The 17,110-nt window shown below is 28.6% G+C and carries 16 protein-coding genes and 1 pseudogene; 4 read left to right on the top strand and 13 right to left on the bottom strand.

The annotated features are described in order from the left end of the window. Positions 1 to 14: 14 nt before the first annotated feature. The 9 genes from ACH5TX_RS16840 to ACH5TX_RS16800 all read right to left on the bottom strand — a co-directional run bounded on the left by ACH5TX_RS16840 (position 15) and on the right by ACH5TX_RS16800 (position 9,381). Complete coding sequence (locus ACH5TX_RS16840; protein WP_439340658.1) at positions 15 to 1,493, bottom strand: ATP-binding protein; 1,479 nt, start codon at positions 1,491 to 1,493, stop codon at positions 15 to 17. Positions 1,494 to 2,534: 1,041 nt separating this feature from the next. Next, entirely contained in the window at positions 2,535 to 3,104 is a 570-nt protein-coding gene (locus ACH5TX_RS16835) for a hypothetical protein (RefSeq protein WP_439340657.1), read from the bottom strand. 9 nt (positions 3,105 to 3,113) lie between these two features. Beyond that, entirely contained in the window at positions 3,114 to 3,395 is a 282-nt protein-coding gene (locus tag ACH5TX_RS16830; RefSeq protein WP_439340656.1) for a hypothetical protein, read from the bottom strand. 386 nt (positions 3,396 to 3,781) lie between these two features. Then, positions 3,782 to 4,237, bottom strand: coding sequence for a Mov34/MPN/PAD-1 family protein (locus ACH5TX_RS16825; RefSeq protein WP_439340655.1), 456 nt, complete (start codon positions 4,235 to 4,237; stop codon positions 3,782 to 3,784). After that, positions 4,234 to 6,018, bottom strand: a complete 1,785-nt coding sequence (locus tag ACH5TX_RS16820) for a ThiF family adenylyltransferase (protein ID WP_439340654.1) — start codon at positions 6,016 to 6,018, stop codon at positions 4,234 to 4,236. The genes ACH5TX_RS16825 and ACH5TX_RS16820 overlap by 4 nt, the downstream gene beginning before the upstream one ends. Further along, positions 6,018 to 7,016 carry a CBASS cGAMP synthase gene (locus ACH5TX_RS16815; protein ID WP_439340653.1) on the bottom strand — a complete coding sequence of 333 codons (999 nt, stop codon included), beginning with the start codon at positions 7,014 to 7,016 and terminating at the stop codon, positions 6,018 to 6,020. The genes ACH5TX_RS16820 and ACH5TX_RS16815 overlap by 1 nt, the downstream gene beginning before the upstream one ends. 4 nt (positions 7,017 to 7,020) lie before the next feature. Next, the gene (locus ACH5TX_RS16810) at positions 7,021 to 7,656 is read right to left on the bottom strand and encodes a Cap15 family cyclic dinucleotide receptor domain-containing protein (protein ID WP_439340652.1); all 636 of its coding nucleotides are present in this window, start codon (positions 7,654 to 7,656) and stop codon (positions 7,021 to 7,023) included. A gap of 397 nt (positions 7,657 to 8,053) precedes the next feature. Continuing rightward, positions 8,054 to 8,302, bottom strand: a complete 249-nt coding sequence (locus tag ACH5TX_RS16805) for a hypothetical protein (protein WP_439340651.1) — start codon at positions 8,300 to 8,302, stop codon at positions 8,054 to 8,056. Between the two features lie 311 nt (positions 8,303 to 8,613). Continuing rightward, the gene (locus ACH5TX_RS16800; RefSeq protein ID WP_439340650.1) at positions 8,614 to 9,381 is read right to left on the bottom strand and encodes a hypothetical protein; all 768 of its coding nucleotides are present in this window, start codon (positions 9,379 to 9,381) and stop codon (positions 8,614 to 8,616) included. Between the two features lie 195 nt (positions 9,382 to 9,576). On the opposite strand from ACH5TX_RS16800, the gene ACH5TX_RS16795 reads away from it, so the two are divergent. The 3 genes from ACH5TX_RS16795 to ACH5TX_RS16785 all read left to right on the top strand — a co-directional run bounded on the left by ACH5TX_RS16795 (position 9,577) and on the right by ACH5TX_RS16785 (position 10,978). Next, entirely contained in the window at positions 9,577 to 9,978 is a 402-nt protein-coding gene (locus ACH5TX_RS16795; RefSeq protein WP_439340649.1) for a hypothetical protein, read from the top strand. Continuing rightward, positions 9,975 to 10,196: a hypothetical protein gene (locus ACH5TX_RS16790; protein ID WP_439340648.1), complete on the top strand. Its 222-nt coding sequence runs from the start codon at positions 9,975 to 9,977 to the stop codon at positions 10,194 to 10,196. Before ACH5TX_RS16795 ends, ACH5TX_RS16790 begins: the two co-directional genes overlap by 4 nt. A gap of 170 nt (positions 10,197 to 10,366) precedes the next feature. Then, positions 10,367 to 10,978 (top strand): recombinase family protein, encoded by a 612-nt coding sequence (locus ACH5TX_RS16785; protein WP_439340647.1) that lies wholly within the window; start codon positions 10,367 to 10,369, stop codon positions 10,976 to 10,978. Here ACH5TX_RS16785 and ACH5TX_RS16780 read toward each other — a convergent pair. Both ACH5TX_RS16780 and ACH5TX_RS16775 read right to left on the bottom strand, forming a co-directional pair. Continuing rightward, the gene (locus tag ACH5TX_RS16780) at positions 10,914 to 12,863 is read right to left on the bottom strand and encodes a recombinase family protein (protein WP_439340646.1); all 1,950 of its coding nucleotides are present in this window, start codon (positions 12,861 to 12,863) and stop codon (positions 10,914 to 10,916) included. The genes ACH5TX_RS16785 and ACH5TX_RS16780 overlap by 65 nt on opposite strands. A gap of 42 nt (positions 12,864 to 12,905) precedes the next feature. Continuing rightward, positions 12,906 to 13,751 (bottom strand): annotated as a pseudogene (locus ACH5TX_RS16775) (YifB family Mg chelatase-like AAA ATPase); the annotation flags it as partial. A 147-nt stretch (positions 13,752 to 13,898) separates the two neighbouring features. Between ACH5TX_RS16775 and ACH5TX_RS16770 the strand changes: the two are divergent. Continuing rightward, the gene (locus ACH5TX_RS16770; RefSeq protein ID WP_439340645.1) at positions 13,899 to 14,927 is read left to right on the top strand and encodes a LacI family DNA-binding transcriptional regulator; all 1,029 of its coding nucleotides are present in this window, start codon (positions 13,899 to 13,901) and stop codon (positions 14,925 to 14,927) included. Between the two features lie 11 nt (positions 14,928 to 14,938). Here ACH5TX_RS16770 and uxuA read toward each other — a convergent pair whose 3' ends face one another. Next, positions 14,939 to 16,135, bottom strand: coding sequence for a mannonate dehydratase (gene uxuA / locus ACH5TX_RS16765; RefSeq protein ID WP_439340841.1), 1,197 nt, complete (start codon positions 16,133 to 16,135; stop codon positions 14,939 to 14,941). A 20-nt stretch (positions 16,136 to 16,155) separates the two neighbouring features. Further along, a complete protein-coding gene (locus ACH5TX_RS16760) occupies positions 16,156 to 16,971 on the bottom strand; it encodes an SDR family oxidoreductase (protein ID WP_439340644.1) in 816 nt (271 codons plus the stop codon). Between the last annotated feature and the right edge of the window lie 139 nt (positions 16,972 to 17,110).

The raw sequence follows: 17,110 nt of genomic DNA, 5'->3' as shown, positions 1-17,110 counted from the left end.
AATCGTTTTAATTTTTATTCAAGGATTGACAAACATCTTTCCATAACCTCATTATTATTTATAATAATAACATTAAGCTTCTTACGAGTTCTAGTCATAATTTGAAATAACATTTTTGTTGGATGATAATATGGCTTATCCTTATAACCTTTAGTCGATAATTCATTACCATCGTAGTAGAAATATGAATCAATAACTGCTACCACCTTATCGAACTCTTGTCCTATTACATCATGAGCATTATCTTCTGAACCAACTGAAAACTTTTCATAAGGATGTGTATGTCTGCTTGATGGAGTATAGTTAACCATTTTCCAACCTTGCTCCATTAGTGAATTAATATTTTTATAAGCATCCTTGTAATTATCAAAGTAATTTAATTCTATATTAGACCTATCTAATTTATTAATAGCTCTCCCTTTATTAAATAAAGCAATAATGAATGATGCTATTTCTTTATTCGTTCTTATTTTTTTAGTGAGTTCAAATATATGGGCAGGAAAATTATCTGATATATATTGAGCAATATCATTTCTCATTTCCCCCTTTCGTAAACATTGTTGTTTATCATAAGAAAAGATACAACTTCCTTTGCTAGAATATATATGATTTATAATGTATGCTAGTTGACGTGGATAAATTCTTTGTGTTTCATCTAAAATAATTAATGAATAGTTTGATAAATTATCAACGATTAAGTTTCTAATAGAAATTACATCCCATTTATATTGCTCATTTAAAATACGATGTCCATCATTTAGCTTACCACAATGAATAATCAGAACTTTTTCATTATTTTCTATGTATTTTTTTGCAATGTCATAAGTTAGAAGTGTTTTTCCTGTTCCTGCTTTCCCACAAATAGATAAAAAAGACTTGTCATTATTACTAATAATATCTATCACTTGTCTTTTAACGTCCTCTTGTTGAACAGTTAAAAAGTATTTATCTTCAATAAATTCTTTTGTAGAATTAAATGGAGAAATTAAATAGTTTGAAGGATTAAATAAATTATCTACGTTGATTATATCTTTTATTTTCTGATTTCCTAGAATCTGTACTAATTCAGTAAACTCTTTTTCAACTAAATCATTATTCTCATCAATTGAATAAAGTTTTTTTTCACTAGAAACAAATGTATAATGATATGTTTCCACACCTAAAAAACTCAAATAGTACTTATTCCTAATGAGTTGTTTTGTTATTCTGTCTCCTGTATTAATACTTTTTAATTCAATATTTACAATATAATTTTCTCCAAATCTTAATAAATCAAATTCCTTTCCTATTTGTGGTATAGTATAACCGAAAAAATACTTATCCAGAAGATTAAATTCATTATCAACTAATTGTATTTGTTCTTTGAGTAATTCTAAATCTGATAACTCAATATTTTTTGGACTAATCCTAAAGTATTCAGAATATTTTTGATAAAGTTGTTCGTCAAATTTTTTGAATGCCTGTACTAATGATACTAGGTTAACTTCTTTCATTTATTAAAATTTAAGGCAATGTAGATTGTTTAGAATTATTATCTATTTAAGTTTATCATAAATAATTATTATTATCAATATTATAAAAAGAATCCACAATAATTTGGACTGAAACATCCAAAATCTGGGGTCATTTTTTTTATAATTGTCAAACATTTATTAAATATAGAGAACTTATTTAAAGGTGAAAATATTTAGCTACAATTATTACATATTTTCTTATTATCAATATATTTTTCATTCTATGCATAATTATAGTACTCTTTTGCAATAACCCATGAAAATATACTTTTTCAGATGAACCACATGTTTTTGAAGTAAACTTGTTAAACACCTGGTCATCAGATTTTTACATATACTTAAAATGCATTTTAAAGCTTCTGTTTTGCGTTAAAATTTATGACAAAGCATTGAGTCCACTTTGTATATAAAATGGCTTAAATCTAATCCTAGAAGTACTGGTTGACTTGTGTAAGTTTCTCTTCCTAATTGTCACTTCCAAATAGGTCAAATGGTACTTTTGAAGCTTCATCAACAAATTATACAAGTAAACCGTATATAGAATCATAAGCAGTAAACCAACAAAACCATTAAATGAACCAAAAACAATATGTGTTAATTTTAATGTACAGCTTCCAAGTACAATACTTACTATACCTATTCTCCAAGATTGGGTTGAATATCTCATAAATCCCTGCGTTTTTTGTGAAAATTTACCGACTGGACATAATTCACCCATAAACCATAAAAAGATTATATGATTACTATTTTTATAGGGTCAATAGTTAAATAGGATAAAGAATACTAGAAAAGATTATTGATATAATAATAGTTTAGCACTACTATTGACTCTTTAAAGAAGAAAATCACTTTAAAAAGAAAAAAACCAGTAAAAAAATTACTGATTTTATTTTGATTGCCTTTCTTATGAAATACGAAGTTATAACTAATTTTTGAGATACACAACAAAGTAAAATTCTGTATTATCTTTTTTACCCACTACCCTGTATATCAGTTAATTAAAAAAGATAATATTTTTTATTAGTTTTCAATAACCACCGAACCTTTATAGTTACAATTGATTACACCTAAAGCCGTAACAGCATTAAAACTAAAGTTGTATTCTCCATTCCCTAATTCGGTTACGATTACTCTTGCTTGTTCTTCAATAACATCATCTTGAGTAAACACTACATTGAATGATTGCACCATATTGTTTTCTATTACATAGTTATTATTAAATCCAATAGTCGATAAATAACGAACTGTGTTTGCCCCATCAGTATCAAAATTGTAAGTAATGGTATTTAATATATTATCGGTTAGAGGTACTTTTACAACTAACCCAAGTCCGTGTTTAAAATTGTTGGTATATTTTACAGGGTTGCTATCTAAATCTACAAAAGCACCACTTGACAATAAGATGGAGTACACGGCATTATTACCAAGTTCATTTCGTTTTATATAAGCATTCGTAAGTTCATAATTATCATCATTTATGGTTAAAACATTGTTACCATTGGTCTCTTTATCATTATTGCTATCATTAGATGAACATGAGCAAATTATTAAGGTCAGTAGAATTATTGTATTTTTTTTAATGGTTTCCATAAGTAGATTTTAAAGATTAGTGTTCATTCGTTTTGAGACATAGATTTGGCACTCGTTTTCTGTTCCTGAAAAGACTTTTTTATCAGTTGGGTCTTCTGGAGAACTTCCATAATAATACATAGCCATCCCTAAAGTTCGCTCGGACAAAGTGCTTTTGTAAACATTGGCATATTTACCTTGTTTCCTTTCTGAATTGTTAATGATGTCGTTGAATGTTGGTTGTTTGGGCTTTTTAGGAACTAAACTCCAGTACAGGAATATTACTCCTAGAATGATAAGGACTATTGCCATAAGTATTAAGTTTTAACCACCTAATCCCAAAAGTGAAGTTTTAATTTAAATGAAAGAAGGCATGGGATTTACACTCTTCTCCATCAATAGAGGCTCTGGTAAGCCCAACAGTATGAATAAGAGATACCCATACCTATTGGTATGAGCATCAACTCCTTCATTCTGTACTGTTTAAAATTTACCAGATTTCTATTGACAGAATAAAAAGCAATGCTTCTTTTTATATTTTAATTACTCCAAAGTTAAGGAGTTATTTTAAGATATGAAACAAATTAAATCTATGAAAAACAAGACGTATCTGTCACACCCCTTTTTAGACCTATTTTGGCTCTTATTTTCCCAAACCAAAACCCTACATAAATATAATAGCTAAAAAAGGAATTTTTTTATTGTTCGTTTTTTAGCTGTTTTAGATTTTTTCCATCATAATAACCTAAATAAATTCCTTTAATACCTACTATTATCATCAACAGAAAAGACTCATTAATTTTATTTTTTTTAAATTGAGTTGCAATCATTTTTATATCAATATTTGAGGGACTAGGGATACTTTCAGGATGTGTGTGCCATTCTCCTAAATAAATTATAGTCCCTTGACTATTATAAAATTCATAGTCTGTAAATAATTGAGCAGATTTTTTATGCCTATTGAATCTAAATCTACTACCACTATCAAACATTGTTGGAATTGAAGCTTTTTTTATTCTAATTTCGGCTTTACTAACTTCGCCTAATAAAATACCTCCTCTTTCATGTTTACGCCCAGTTTGCTTAAATGTTTCAAACAATTCAAGCACATTGCCTTCTATAATTATTTTATATTCCTTATTATTAAAAATCATATAGTATTTTCTATTAGAGAGTATTTCATATCTTCATCATAATTCAGCTTCACATCTAGTTCTTTTGCAATTTCAGTATCTCCAATCCAAGAGAAAGCTTTATTTTGAATAGAATTATTTTCAATTATTTGAAAGATTTTAGGATATATAGATGATAAGAAAACAGACAAATGAGATGATGAATATGGAGAAAAAGTAGATTGACAGCCACTCTCTTTTAAAGTAAACAAGTCCCTTTTCAACTCTAATTCTTCAGATTCAATTATCGAATATTTGTACTTAAAAACATCAAAAAATAAATCGTTTATATTTAATTTGATGTCTGGGTGTAAGAACAAACATTGACCACCTAAAAGATATGGCTCAACCCATATAATAAATACAGGTTTTTTAAGTTTTCCTGAAATTAACTGATTAATAAACCATTTCTCTAAATTTTGTTTGCCTATACACAGAAAGATATAATCTTGCTGATTAAATAAATCTGAATTCTCATTGAATAAATCATATACCGAATTATCTAAAGCACTAACTTTCTGACTTGGTAATCTTGATTTTAAAAATTCTTCTGCTATTTCAACTTTTTTTCTATCTATATCTTTAAAGCCAAAAATATGTCTTCCTATATTTTCTGTACTCAAAGAATCATCATCTACTAATGTGAAATTAGGAAAGTTAAAATTATTCAAATTAATAAGAAGGTTTGACCCTACGCTTCCAATCCCTGCCAACAAGAAATTTTTCTTAATATTTTTCAAGTGTTCAGATGACGTTCTTTTTATTAGTCTATCCAAATCAATACTTTCACTTGGAAACCTTTTTACGCTTTTTTTATGAGTTGGAAGAATCTTTTTAAAGGTTGCATCATAAATAGAGACTTTATTTCCTTTAAATCCATTCACTTTTGTTTTAACAGATGGGTATTCCCACCCTAGATAATAAACAATGCCTTTTAATTCCTTTCTAAAAACAACAATTCTGAAATGTTCCTCATTATTAAAGAAATGTTTAAAGCTAGTCTTTTTGTCAATTGGAACATGAATTAAACTACTCTCACAATCCATATAAAAAGATGGCTTATCGATAGTATCTATCTCTCCTAAATAAAATACATCAATAATTACCTTCTCATAGTCATGCTTTTCTAAAAAGGCTTCGTAAGGTTTAATTTGAGTTTCATTTTTATTAAAAATTATTGCTTTATACTGCCCTTTTCTTTTTTCCTTTTTTCTATAAAACAATACCTGTAACTCATTATCTGATTTTGGTTCATTTTTAATTAAGGTCAAATAGTTTCTCGAACTAACAGAATCTTTCTTATTTTGATAAGTTTCCCAATAAGCAATGAATTCATCATCAAAATCAGCATCATTTATACCTTTTATTCCATCAATTAAAGTCTGTCTAGCTTTTTTATATTGAAATAATATTATTTCGGCAGGTTTTGTTTCATCAACAATCACAAATTCATCAAACACACATACATTACAACTGACATAAGTTATATGAGGTATGTATCCAATTTTTGGAAAATGATTATGGTCAAAATAGATTTTGGGTGGTACTAAAGGAAATTCTTTAGAGAATGCTATATATACATTTAGTTCTTCTACTAACCAATTACCATTCTCATCATCATAAAGACCTGTTTCTATTTTCCATATTTCCTCATACTGATTATTAAGAATAAAATTAGCATCCTTATTGGGTATTAAAGAGACATTGTCTTCGATTTCTTTTGAAAAGCTATCAAGTATATTATTTCCAATTTTTGACTGCATTAAGCACTTCCTGCATTTACACTAAAAACTGCTTGTTCTTTATAGGTTTTAGCTTCATTTTTAGACGAATCTTCTGCATTTGAACATGAAAACCTATCTCCTAAATGCTTTTGCCATTTTTTACATGCTTCTTTAGGGTTTTTATGTTCAATCGCTTTATCTCCTGCTTCAATTAATTTATTTAATCTATCCTTAAAATGTGTTTTACTATATTTTTGAATTAAATCCTCTCCCTTTTTCGTAGTAGGTCTTTCACATTTATATTCATAATCTAAAGCTGATTTAATTTCTTTTAAAGTATCTCTAAAAGCTATATCATCCCTATCATCAGCACAAAAATGGTCTTTAGCTAAAATTGATAAAATCATTCCACTTGGCATTTTGGTAGAATATGATTTATTTTGCTTATCCCTCCAAGCTTTTAAATATCTTGTTATTCTTTTTAGCTGTTTTTCTGCATCCTTATTAAACCACTTATAAAATTTTCTTGGGTCACTATCTGTATATTTTTCAGATTTATGAGCTAATTGAGGTATCGTTTTTTCATCATCAGTTTCAATCTCTTTAAAATATATTGGTAAATCAATATGATGCCCATCAGCATACAATACTCGTACACAAGTATTCTTTTTTAAAGCTCCTTTTGTAGTATGCTCTTTAACTGCATCATAAATCCAATTATGATAAGTAGATTCTGATTTTCTATTATCAAGTTCATCAATAAAATAAACTCCATCATCTAAATCATAAGGAAGCAAAATCCTTGTATTACCATCATCATCAGTTTCTTCATTTGGTAGTGGATTAACAATTGTATTCATCATGTAAGAACCTTGAGCTGAATACTTTGGCTTTACTTCATTTGGCTTTTTCTCGTTAAAGTATTTAGTTATTTTTTTTCTTAAAGCATCTCTATTTTGCTTTAATTCGTCTTTCTTACTTTTATCAAGTTTTACTGTCTTGTTAAACTCAATGAATTGTTCGTGATTGTCTGCCATCCTATTAAATTTTTCCTTTATAGTTTATTTTTATTTTCCCACCATTACCTACTGTTATACTGTTTTTAGAAAAATAGTGTCCCTCTAATAATTTATCCTTTTTATTATACTTTAAAACATTATAACCTTCTTTTATTGGAATTGTACTATTATGATTCCCTCCATTTCTGTAATAAAAATGCAATTCATACACATCACTAGCATTTAATACAAAATCTTCAACTAAACTTTCAGAGGGTGTTTCAGATGCTACTACCACTTTCTTTTTTTTACCTTCATTCCAAAATCGAGAATTAATCTTTATTTTTGAAGTAGTTTGATTAATTATTGCAGTACACTTTTTATTCATTTCTACACCGTCAATTGTATAATATATAAACCCCTCATATTTTCCTCTAATAAGAGGAACTTTAATTAATAAATTCCATAGAAAAGGTATTTTGTGTAGATGATAATTTATGAAACCAAATATCATAGCTAACAATATGGTAGCAGGATAGAAACGATGATACTCAAAATCATAACTCTCCAATAAGGAATCTAAAAATTTGATTAAACTTTCAGAAAGAATGTAGAGTATTATTATTAATAGTATTAAAGATGTTTCTTTATAGTACTTAAAATTAAAGGTTGGCTTCATAGATAGTTTTGATTGATATATTAATAGCAAAAACCTTTCCTTTTTATGATAACTTAACATTTGGCAGAAAAATATTGATAATCAAATCGATAGATGTCAGTTTGACAGAAAACAACTTCAAAGTAAGGTTGTGCTAAAATAATTAATATCTATTTGATATGTCATGGGATAAACCACCATATTTCTATATGCCCCCCCATGACTTAATTTCGGTGTAATCCCCCCATACTAGGCTAAAAAGTCAAAAACTGACAAATAAAAAAGCAAGAATTCCAACAAATAAACATCTTATTATAAAAACTCTTTAAATATTACTCTTACTCATTATTTAGCATTATGAATAAACTACTTTAGTTCTATAAATTATTTATTCCTTTTTAAAAAAGTTTCATTCAAATTACTCTAGTATTCCTTTATCTGATAGCTCTTGTGCTGTTAATTGCATAATATCAATATCATGATATTCTGATTGATTGCCTATATGTTGAGTTACGCATACTATTTCTCCTTTTGGAGAAACAATGATTTGCTCCAAAACTGAACAGTTATCGACAAGTCCATTACCATGTGAAACATCAATAGACTTCGTTTTTCTAGTTGTTTTTATTTTCCAACCTAATTCGTTTACTTTTTTTAATTCGCTCATTACTTTAAATTTTACGTAAAAGTATAAAGCCTTTTCTAAAATCAAAAAAGTGTTAAAATATTTGTTATACTAATTTTAGATTATACTCATACTGTACACTATGTTGGAAAAGGACACAGCGAGAAATAAAACAAGAACTTAAATATGAAGGGTAATAATATAATAACCCCAAATAAATTTTAAACCATGAAAAAATTCCAAATCTTAAACCTAATTATTATTACTATGCTCATGAAGTTCAAATGAAAGATAATATAAATGACCACCATCTAATAAATGATGGTCATTTAATCTAAAGCTATTAGTATTGATTAATTCATTAAATAACTATCCGCTATTATAAAACCAAATTCTTTTACTTTTCCTTCAAGAACTCTTTTTTTACTTTTTTCATAATTCAATTTGGCTTCAGCTGATAAACTATCACTCCACCCAGCCGTAGCTTCAAATTTATTTATTACTTCTTTTAAAGATTTAGAAGTCCAATTTCCACTAACCGTTACAACACTAATACCTACAATTAGTTTTTCATCTTTATTTAAATTTGAAACTGCTGTTGCTACTTTGTTATCAATATCACCAGTCCTTTTAAGTTGAATGATTTTAAAACTATATTCTATGTTATTTCTAGTTTTATTTTCTACAATTTTATCAACTTCTGCTAGTAATTTAGCCTTTAAGTTTTTCTTTAAATCAATATCTTTTCTAAGTAGGTCTGTTAAAGTGGCTGTTAAATTTGCATCAAACTCTTTTTTAGATTTTTCTTCAACAGAACCTGTTCCATCAACTTCAACAAAATAATCAACGTCATCTTTTGTTAAATTAGTAATTGATGAGGAAAGTGAACTAAAAATATCTTTTTTAAAAATGCGACCTAAAACACTACTATATTCCCCATTATAATATAGTTTGTCTTTTTTATGAATATAAGCCCTTATTCCATAAGTAGGTGCGCATTGGTCACTACCACACAATTCTGTTAATAGCACTTTTCCGAAAAAAGGAATTTTACGTTTTTTTTGTGAGTAACTGTTAAAAGATAAGAAAATCGTTAAGACTAAAATGATAGTTTTTTTCATAATTAATAGTGTTTGGTTAGTATAAATTAATTAAGCACTGGAGTTTTCAGCACTTTTATTTCACTATTAATTACTTTAAGGAAATATAAATATAATTAAAAATTAACAATAAACTACCTATAATATTTATTTTTTGCAACAACCTGTTGTCAGAATTTAGTATTATTATGTTCCTATTAATTAATCCAATTCAATATGAAAGGTTTCTTCAAAAGGTTTACTACTTTCTTTAAAGTATATCACACTACTAAACTGTTTTTAATCCTGTTACTGCTATCTCTAGTAATTCTATTAATAGTAGATTATAAATGGATTCATAGCAGTGAGAATCTTAAAGATTTCATTGGAAACGTATTGGTTGAAGCACACGGTGTTTTAGGTGATTTAGGTGATTTAATAATATTTGGTGTGATATTGACAATCTATGATACTTACAGGAATAATAAAGAAGAAAAGAGAAAAAAGAAATTAGAAAGAAAAACTAAGGTTGAAAGGTTAAAAGAAGAAATCGATGATTTTAGAATATGGGAAATAATTCATATTCTAATGTCTATACAAATAAAAAAGATGAAGTTATCAATATTAGTATCGATATGACTCCAAGATTTGAGAAGAAATATCTAGAAATTGATAAACTCATGGGTAAGGAAATTATTTTAAGTAAAATTGGTCAAAGCACACTTAAAGTATATAAAGATTTTTTTGAGCAAAATCAATGTGATTCTAAGGTGTTTTATTTATTAGGTGAAAACTTATATAGATTTTTTCATGACAAACCGTCTCTCCAAATGGAATCGGGAGTTTATGAAGATTAAGTTACGTCTGTTTTTTTTATTGAATCAAAAATAGATTATGGTTTATTTATGATACAATAAATATTTAAAACTAAGCCTATTATAAACTACAAAAACGTATCATTTAAATACATTCTAAATTTGATACATTAGTGAATATTTCGTATATTTATTTTTTAAAATAAACTCTTATGAAAGCTAGGTATATCAGAGTAAGCACATCTAATCAAAATTCAGAAAGACAGTTAAGAGATGAGTTTAAAAACGAAAGACTTTTCATTGATGTAATTAGTGGAGCAATTCCATTTAACGAAAGAATTGAAGGGCAAAACTTGATTGATTCAATCTTAAAAAATGAAATTAACTATGTAAGTGTTCATTCCATTGATAGATTAGGCAGAAATTTGTTTGATATATTATCTACTCTTGAAATTTTCAACAAAAATAAAGTAATATTAAAAGTTGATAATCTTGGTTTAGAGAGTTTAGTGAAAGGGAAGCCAAACCAAGCTTTTAAGCTTATTATAAGTGTTATGGCTAATATTGCGGAAATGGAACGTGAAACAATGCTTGAAAGACAGAAAGAAGGTATTAGAATAGCAAAAGCTAATGGAGTTTATAAAGGAAGAGTTAGAGGCTCAATTGAATCTGACAATACAGTTCTTACCAAGCATAAAGCAGTAGTTAAGTATTTGAAAAAAAAGCACTCATTGAGAAACACAGCAAAATTAAGTGGAGTTAGCTTGGGAACAGTTCAGAAAGTCCAGAAGATTTTAAAAAAAACTGAATCCATTCCTCATTAGTTCTTCCTTTAGATTTAAAATCTAAATAACCATTAGTTTTATTTTGATAATCCTCTTTATTTGGGTCAATTGAAATCTTGCTTAATCCAGATTCACTAGATAACCAGTTTGGATTTTTCTTATAATAAGACAATATTTTCTTCTCATTCCAATCAGAACAGTTTCCATGAGGTATTATAGTATTGAAAAGAAAAAATGCCTGATTATTATTATCTATGTAGAAAGGAACAGAAATAACTTTTCCTGTTGGTTGGACAAAAAAATACTTCAATAGTTCCTTGTCTTCGGAAATTGACACGTCAAGTGTAGAGGAATTAAAATACTTTGATTGATAAAATTTTTCTTCATTTAATGATAATAAAATTTCATTCCTAGTATCGAAAACATAGTGTTCATCTTTTAAGCTAATTTTGAATTTAAAAATTAAAGAATATATTGTTGTTTTTCCCTCCCAACATTGAACATAAATTTCTCTAATATACTTCTTGACAATCTCTTGTCTTTCTAAAAAAGACAGTTTATCTGTAAATGATTCAAATTCTTCCTTTCTATTTTTAATAATACTTTGACTGTTCTTCGCATTAGATAACTGAATCCTAAAATCCTTGATAAGTCTATTCTTTTCAATTAATTCATTTTTTATTGATTCAATTTGACTTTTTGCATCATCATTTGTGATTACCCCATTACTTATAGCATTGATAATCTTATCCTTTCTATCAGATAATTGTTTAATAGACTTATTCTGTAATTCAATCTTATTTTCTAATTCATCAATTTTAATATCATCTTTGATTAAATCTCTTCCAATCAATTTCATTAACTCATCATCTCTAAAGAACCTACTCCAAATTACACCTTCAATTTTACCTATATTGATACTCCTATTGCCACAGCTTTGATTTTTAATTCTTTTAGAGCTACATTGGTAGTAATGGTCTTTTTTACTTTCTCTAGTTCTTCCATACATGTTTCTACCACAACGATTACACCTTAATAACCCTTTTAATAGGTACTTGTGTGCAACTTTCTTACCTGCATTGTTTGCGTTTTTAGGTATATTATCATTTACCTTTTGCCAATAATCTGATTCTAAAATTTGAGGCACTGGAATTTCTTCATTTTTCCACATCCTTATACCCTTATAAATAGGGTTTTTTAAAATCGTTCTAATTGTATTTCCTTTCCATTGAGCATCTTTTTTATCTAAAGTCTTATATGTCCCTCTGTATTTATCTAAAACTTTATAAGTTCCCTCTCCTAATTTTTTATATCTAGTTGGGATTCCTTTTTCATTAAGAGTATTAGCAATTGAATTTGTTCCCATTCCAGAAAGAGAAAGCTTATAAATTTCTTCAATGACTTTACTTTCTTCTTCATCAATAATCAAATATTTTTTATCATCTCTACTAAAGCCATAAGGCAACATTCCATGAGCTTTACCATCCTTTACATTTCTATTAATAACAGCAATACTTTTCTTTTTAGATGTTTCAACATACATTCGATTCATTAAAGAAGATATACTTCCCAAAAACATCGCATCGGTATTTTCATAATCAAATTTAGCACCTCCTTCATAATAAAGATTAATATTCTTCTTTTTAAAAAAGTCAACTACAAAAAACCAAACTTGTGGATTTCTTTCAAGTCTATCTTGATTAGTTACAAAAACATCTGTAATTATACCATCTGTAATATCATTTAAAAGGTTATTAAAAGATGGTCGCTTATCAATTTCTAAAGTACCAGAAACTCCATCATCCTGATATATTTTATATTCAAGATTTAATAGTTTAGCAACTTCTATTCCTGAAATTTTTTGATTTTCAATTGATTTTGCATTTTCGTTCTCTCTTGATAAACGTGTATAAATACCTAACATACAATAAATTTTAGGTAAATATAACAAAATGGTTACATTCTATAAAGCTACATTGCTTATAGTATGATGCGGGCTCCTAAACGGTCTTTGAGCCATCAATCCTGTATCTTTTACACGTCCCACCACCGAATGAATCTTAGTCGTTTCTAGAGCTTCATGAAGCGTCATAGGCGGTAAAATACTAGGCAAACGTTTTGCTAACATAGTTTTCCCTGCTCCCGGAGGACCAATTAAAATAATATTATGTCCGCCAGCTGCTGCAATCTCCATACAGCGTTTAATACCTTCTTGTCCTTTTACATCTGAAAAATCGAATTCTGGAAACTCTAGATTTTTCTCAAATTCTTTACGAGTATTTATTATGGTTTGCTCTAAAGGTTCACCTTTATCAAAAAAATTAATGACTTGCTTTATATTCTCTACACCATACACTTCTAAATCGTTAACTATAGCCGCTTCTTTGGCATTTTCTGCTGGTAGAATAAAACCTTTAAAACCTTCTTCTCTCGCCTTAACCGCAATTGGTAAAGCGCCTTTTATGGGTTGTAAACCACCGTCTAATGAGAGTTCTCCCATTATTAAATACTTGTCTAAATCTTCTGCTTTAATTTGATTTGTTGAAGCTAAAATCCCGATTGCTAATGTTAAATCATATGCAGAACCTTCTTTTCGTAAATCGGCAGGCGACATATTAATGATAATCTTTTTCCCTGGAATTCTGTAACCATTATTCTGAAGTGCAGCAGCAATTCTAAAATTACTCTCTTTAATAGCATTATCAGGCAAACCAACTAAGTGATACCCTACACCTTTATCTACATTAACTTCAACAACAACGGTTGATGCCTCTACACCAAACACGGCACTAGCAAAAACTTTTTTAAGCATATTCTTTCTTTATTTCATAAATGTAAGAAATGTATTTTAAATACACCAAAAATTGAACTAACACCTATTAAACAACATTCTAAATACTAACAATACACCTAAATATTGTTTTAAAATTAATTGGTTTATTATTACATTGCAAATACAATGAAAAAAAGAACTACCATAACAGATGTAGCCAAAAAGCTAAAAGTTACAATTTCTACAGTTTCTAGAGCTTTAGACGATCACCCCACCATAAGTGAAAAAACAAAAATACTAGTAAAAAAAACGGCTAAAGAACTAAACTATTCGCCTAACAAACTGGCAGCTAGCTTAAGAAGCGGAAAAGGAAACTCTATTGGTGTTATTGTTCCTAAAATTGACAGTAACTTTATGTCAAGCTGTATTTCGGGTATTGAAAATATTGCTTACCCTGCAGGTTACAATCTTATTATTTGTCAATCTAATGAAACATATAAAAGAGAGGTTCATAATATTCAAACATTAATTGATAGTCAAGTATCAGGTATTATCATGTCGCTATCTAACGAAACAAAAGACTCTAATCACATCCAAAGAATTGTAGATGGGAATACGCCTTTAGTCATGTTTGATCGGATATCTAATGACCTAGATATAGATTTTGTAGTAAATGACGATTACTCTGCAACTATAAAAGCTATTAAACATCTTGTAAATCAAGGTTACAAGAAAATTGCTTACTTAGGTAATGCTAGCCATATTTATGTATATAAGAACAGACTTAATGGTTATCTAGACAGTTTAGAATCATTGAAGTTAGAAAGCGACGAAACGTGGATTGCTACAAATATTAATACTAAAGAGGAAGCTTTTGAAGCTACAAAACAAATGTTTAAATCTAAAAACAATTGTCCTGATGCTTTTTTCTGCACTAGTGATATTACAGCCTTGGGAACTATGCTTGCATTAGAAGAAATGGGGATAAAAACACCAGAAGATGTTGGCGTTATTGGATACGCAAACGATCAGTTTTCTGAAATAATAAAACCTTCATTATCTTCTATTGAACAATACCCTAAACAATTAGGTGAAAATTCAGCTAAAATATTATTAGAACTACTTAACATAGAAACTCCTTCTACAAAAAAACATAGAAGAGTTATAATAAATCCGAGTTTAATTATAAGACAATCTTCAACAAGAAAGCTATAACTTTAACCGCTTTAGTTTTCTAGTAAATACTTCATACCAAGTTCTAATCCTGAAAGTTCTGCTAAACCTTTTACACGACCAATTAATGGATATCCTGGATTTGCTTCACTATCAAAATCATTTAATATTTTATGTCCGTGATCGGGACGCATTGGGATGTTATAGTCTAATCTTCCGCTATCTTTTCTATTAATTTGTTCTTCAATAATGGACTTCATAAGACTAGTAATAGATCCTTCTAAGTGATTGGTTTCAAAAAAATCGCCATTACTTAATAGTTTGGTACTTCTTAAATGAAGGAAATGTACGCGACTCGCATGATTTTTAAAAATTGTAGACAAATTATTATCTGTTCTAGCACCAAGTGATCCTGAGCAAAATGTAATACCGTTATTTAATGATGGACAAGCATTGGCCAACCATTCAAAATCTTCATTACAACTAACAATTCTTGGTAAGCCTAATAAAGGAAAAGGCGGATCGTCTGGATGAACAGCTAGGTATACACCTGACTCTTCAGCAACCTCGATAACTTCATTTAAAAAATAAGAAAAATTCTCTCTTAATTTATCTTTATCAATACCGTTATAAGCTGCTAATAATTCATTAAATATATTAAGATAATTTTTCTCTCCTTCCTTTACTGCTCCATCAATAAAAGATTGGGTTTTAACAATAATATTATACCCTAATTTATCTTTTTCTTCTTCTGAAAGGTTATCAAAAATTAATTTAGCTTCCTGTATTTCTTTATTAGTATAATCTTTTTTGGCATTAGGGCGCTTTAATAAAAACAAATCGAATGCTGAAAACAAATTCTTATCGAAATACATGGCTTCAGCACCATTTTCTAAAACATATTCAATATTAGTTCTAGCCCAATCTAAAACAGGCATAAAATTATAGCAAATAATTTTTACTCCACAAGCACCTAAATTTTTAATACTCTCTTTATAATTAGCTATGAGTTTTTCTCTATTAGGACTACCCTTCTTTATATCTTCATGAACAGGCAAACTTTCTACAACATCCCACGTTAGTCCCTGAGATTCTATGTTGTTTTTAGTTTTCAAAATTTCATCTACACTCCAAACTTCTCCGTTAGGGATATGGTGTAATGCCGTAACTATGCCTGTAGCTCCTGTTTGAGCCATGTCTTTTAATGATATTGGATCTTTTTCTCCAAACCATCGTAGTGTTTTAGTCAATTCCATTTATATTCTAAAATTTAAACACCACTAAAAGAACTAAAACCACCATCTACAGGAATCACTGTTCCAGTAATAAAACTTGCTGCATCCGAGCATAAAAACTGAACAATTCCATTTAATTCATTGATATCGCCAAAACGTTTCATTGGTGTTCTTGCTAATACTTTTTTACTTCTTTCTGTATAAGAACCGTCGTCATTAATTAAAACCTTTCTGTTTTGATCTCCAATAAAAAACCCTGGAGCAATAGCATTCACCCTTACTTTTTCGCCAAATTTGGTTCCCATTTCCATAGCCATCCATTTGGTAAAAATATCAATACCACTTTTTGCTACAGAATAACCAGGGACTCTAGTAATTGCAGATAAGGTCGCCATAGATGACACGTTTATAATACTACCCGCACCTTGATTTGCCATAGCTTCACCAAACACCAAACAAGGATATACGGTACCGTTTAAATTTAGGTTTGTTACTTTCTCGAAGTCTACAATCTTCATATCGAAAACAGTTTGCTCTTCAGTTAAAGTAGCTCCCGGTAAATTTCCTCCCGCTGCATTAACCAAAATATCTATGCGCCCCCACTGTTTCAGAATTTTTTCTCGAGTAAGCTTCATTTCTTCAACATCTAAAACATTAGAAACAAAACCTATAGAATCGCCTCCCATTGCTTTTAACTCTTCAACTTTATTATTTACGTTTTCTTCACGGATGTCTAAAACAACAACTTTTGCGCCACTTGCTATTAAACTCTTGGAGATACTACCTCCCAGTACTCCTCCTCCACCAGTTACTATGGCTACTTTTTCTGCTATACTAAATGAATCTGTCATATGTAATTTATAATATTCAATAAAATTCTACCCTAATTAAAACAAACGTTTGTTTTTACAAAAATAGTATTTTAAAGTGAAACTAATTCATTATATATTTTAAATAATGTTGACTTTAGTAATTGAAAAGGTTAATCTA

It is taken from the genome of Thalassobellus citreus, assembly GCF_044385915.1.
Lineage (GTDB): Bacteria > Bacteroidota > Bacteroidia > Flavobacteriales > Flavobacteriaceae > Thalassobellus > Thalassobellus citreus.
Note: the sequence above shows the minus strand (reverse complement) of the source record. Positions and strands in the feature narration are given on the sequence as shown.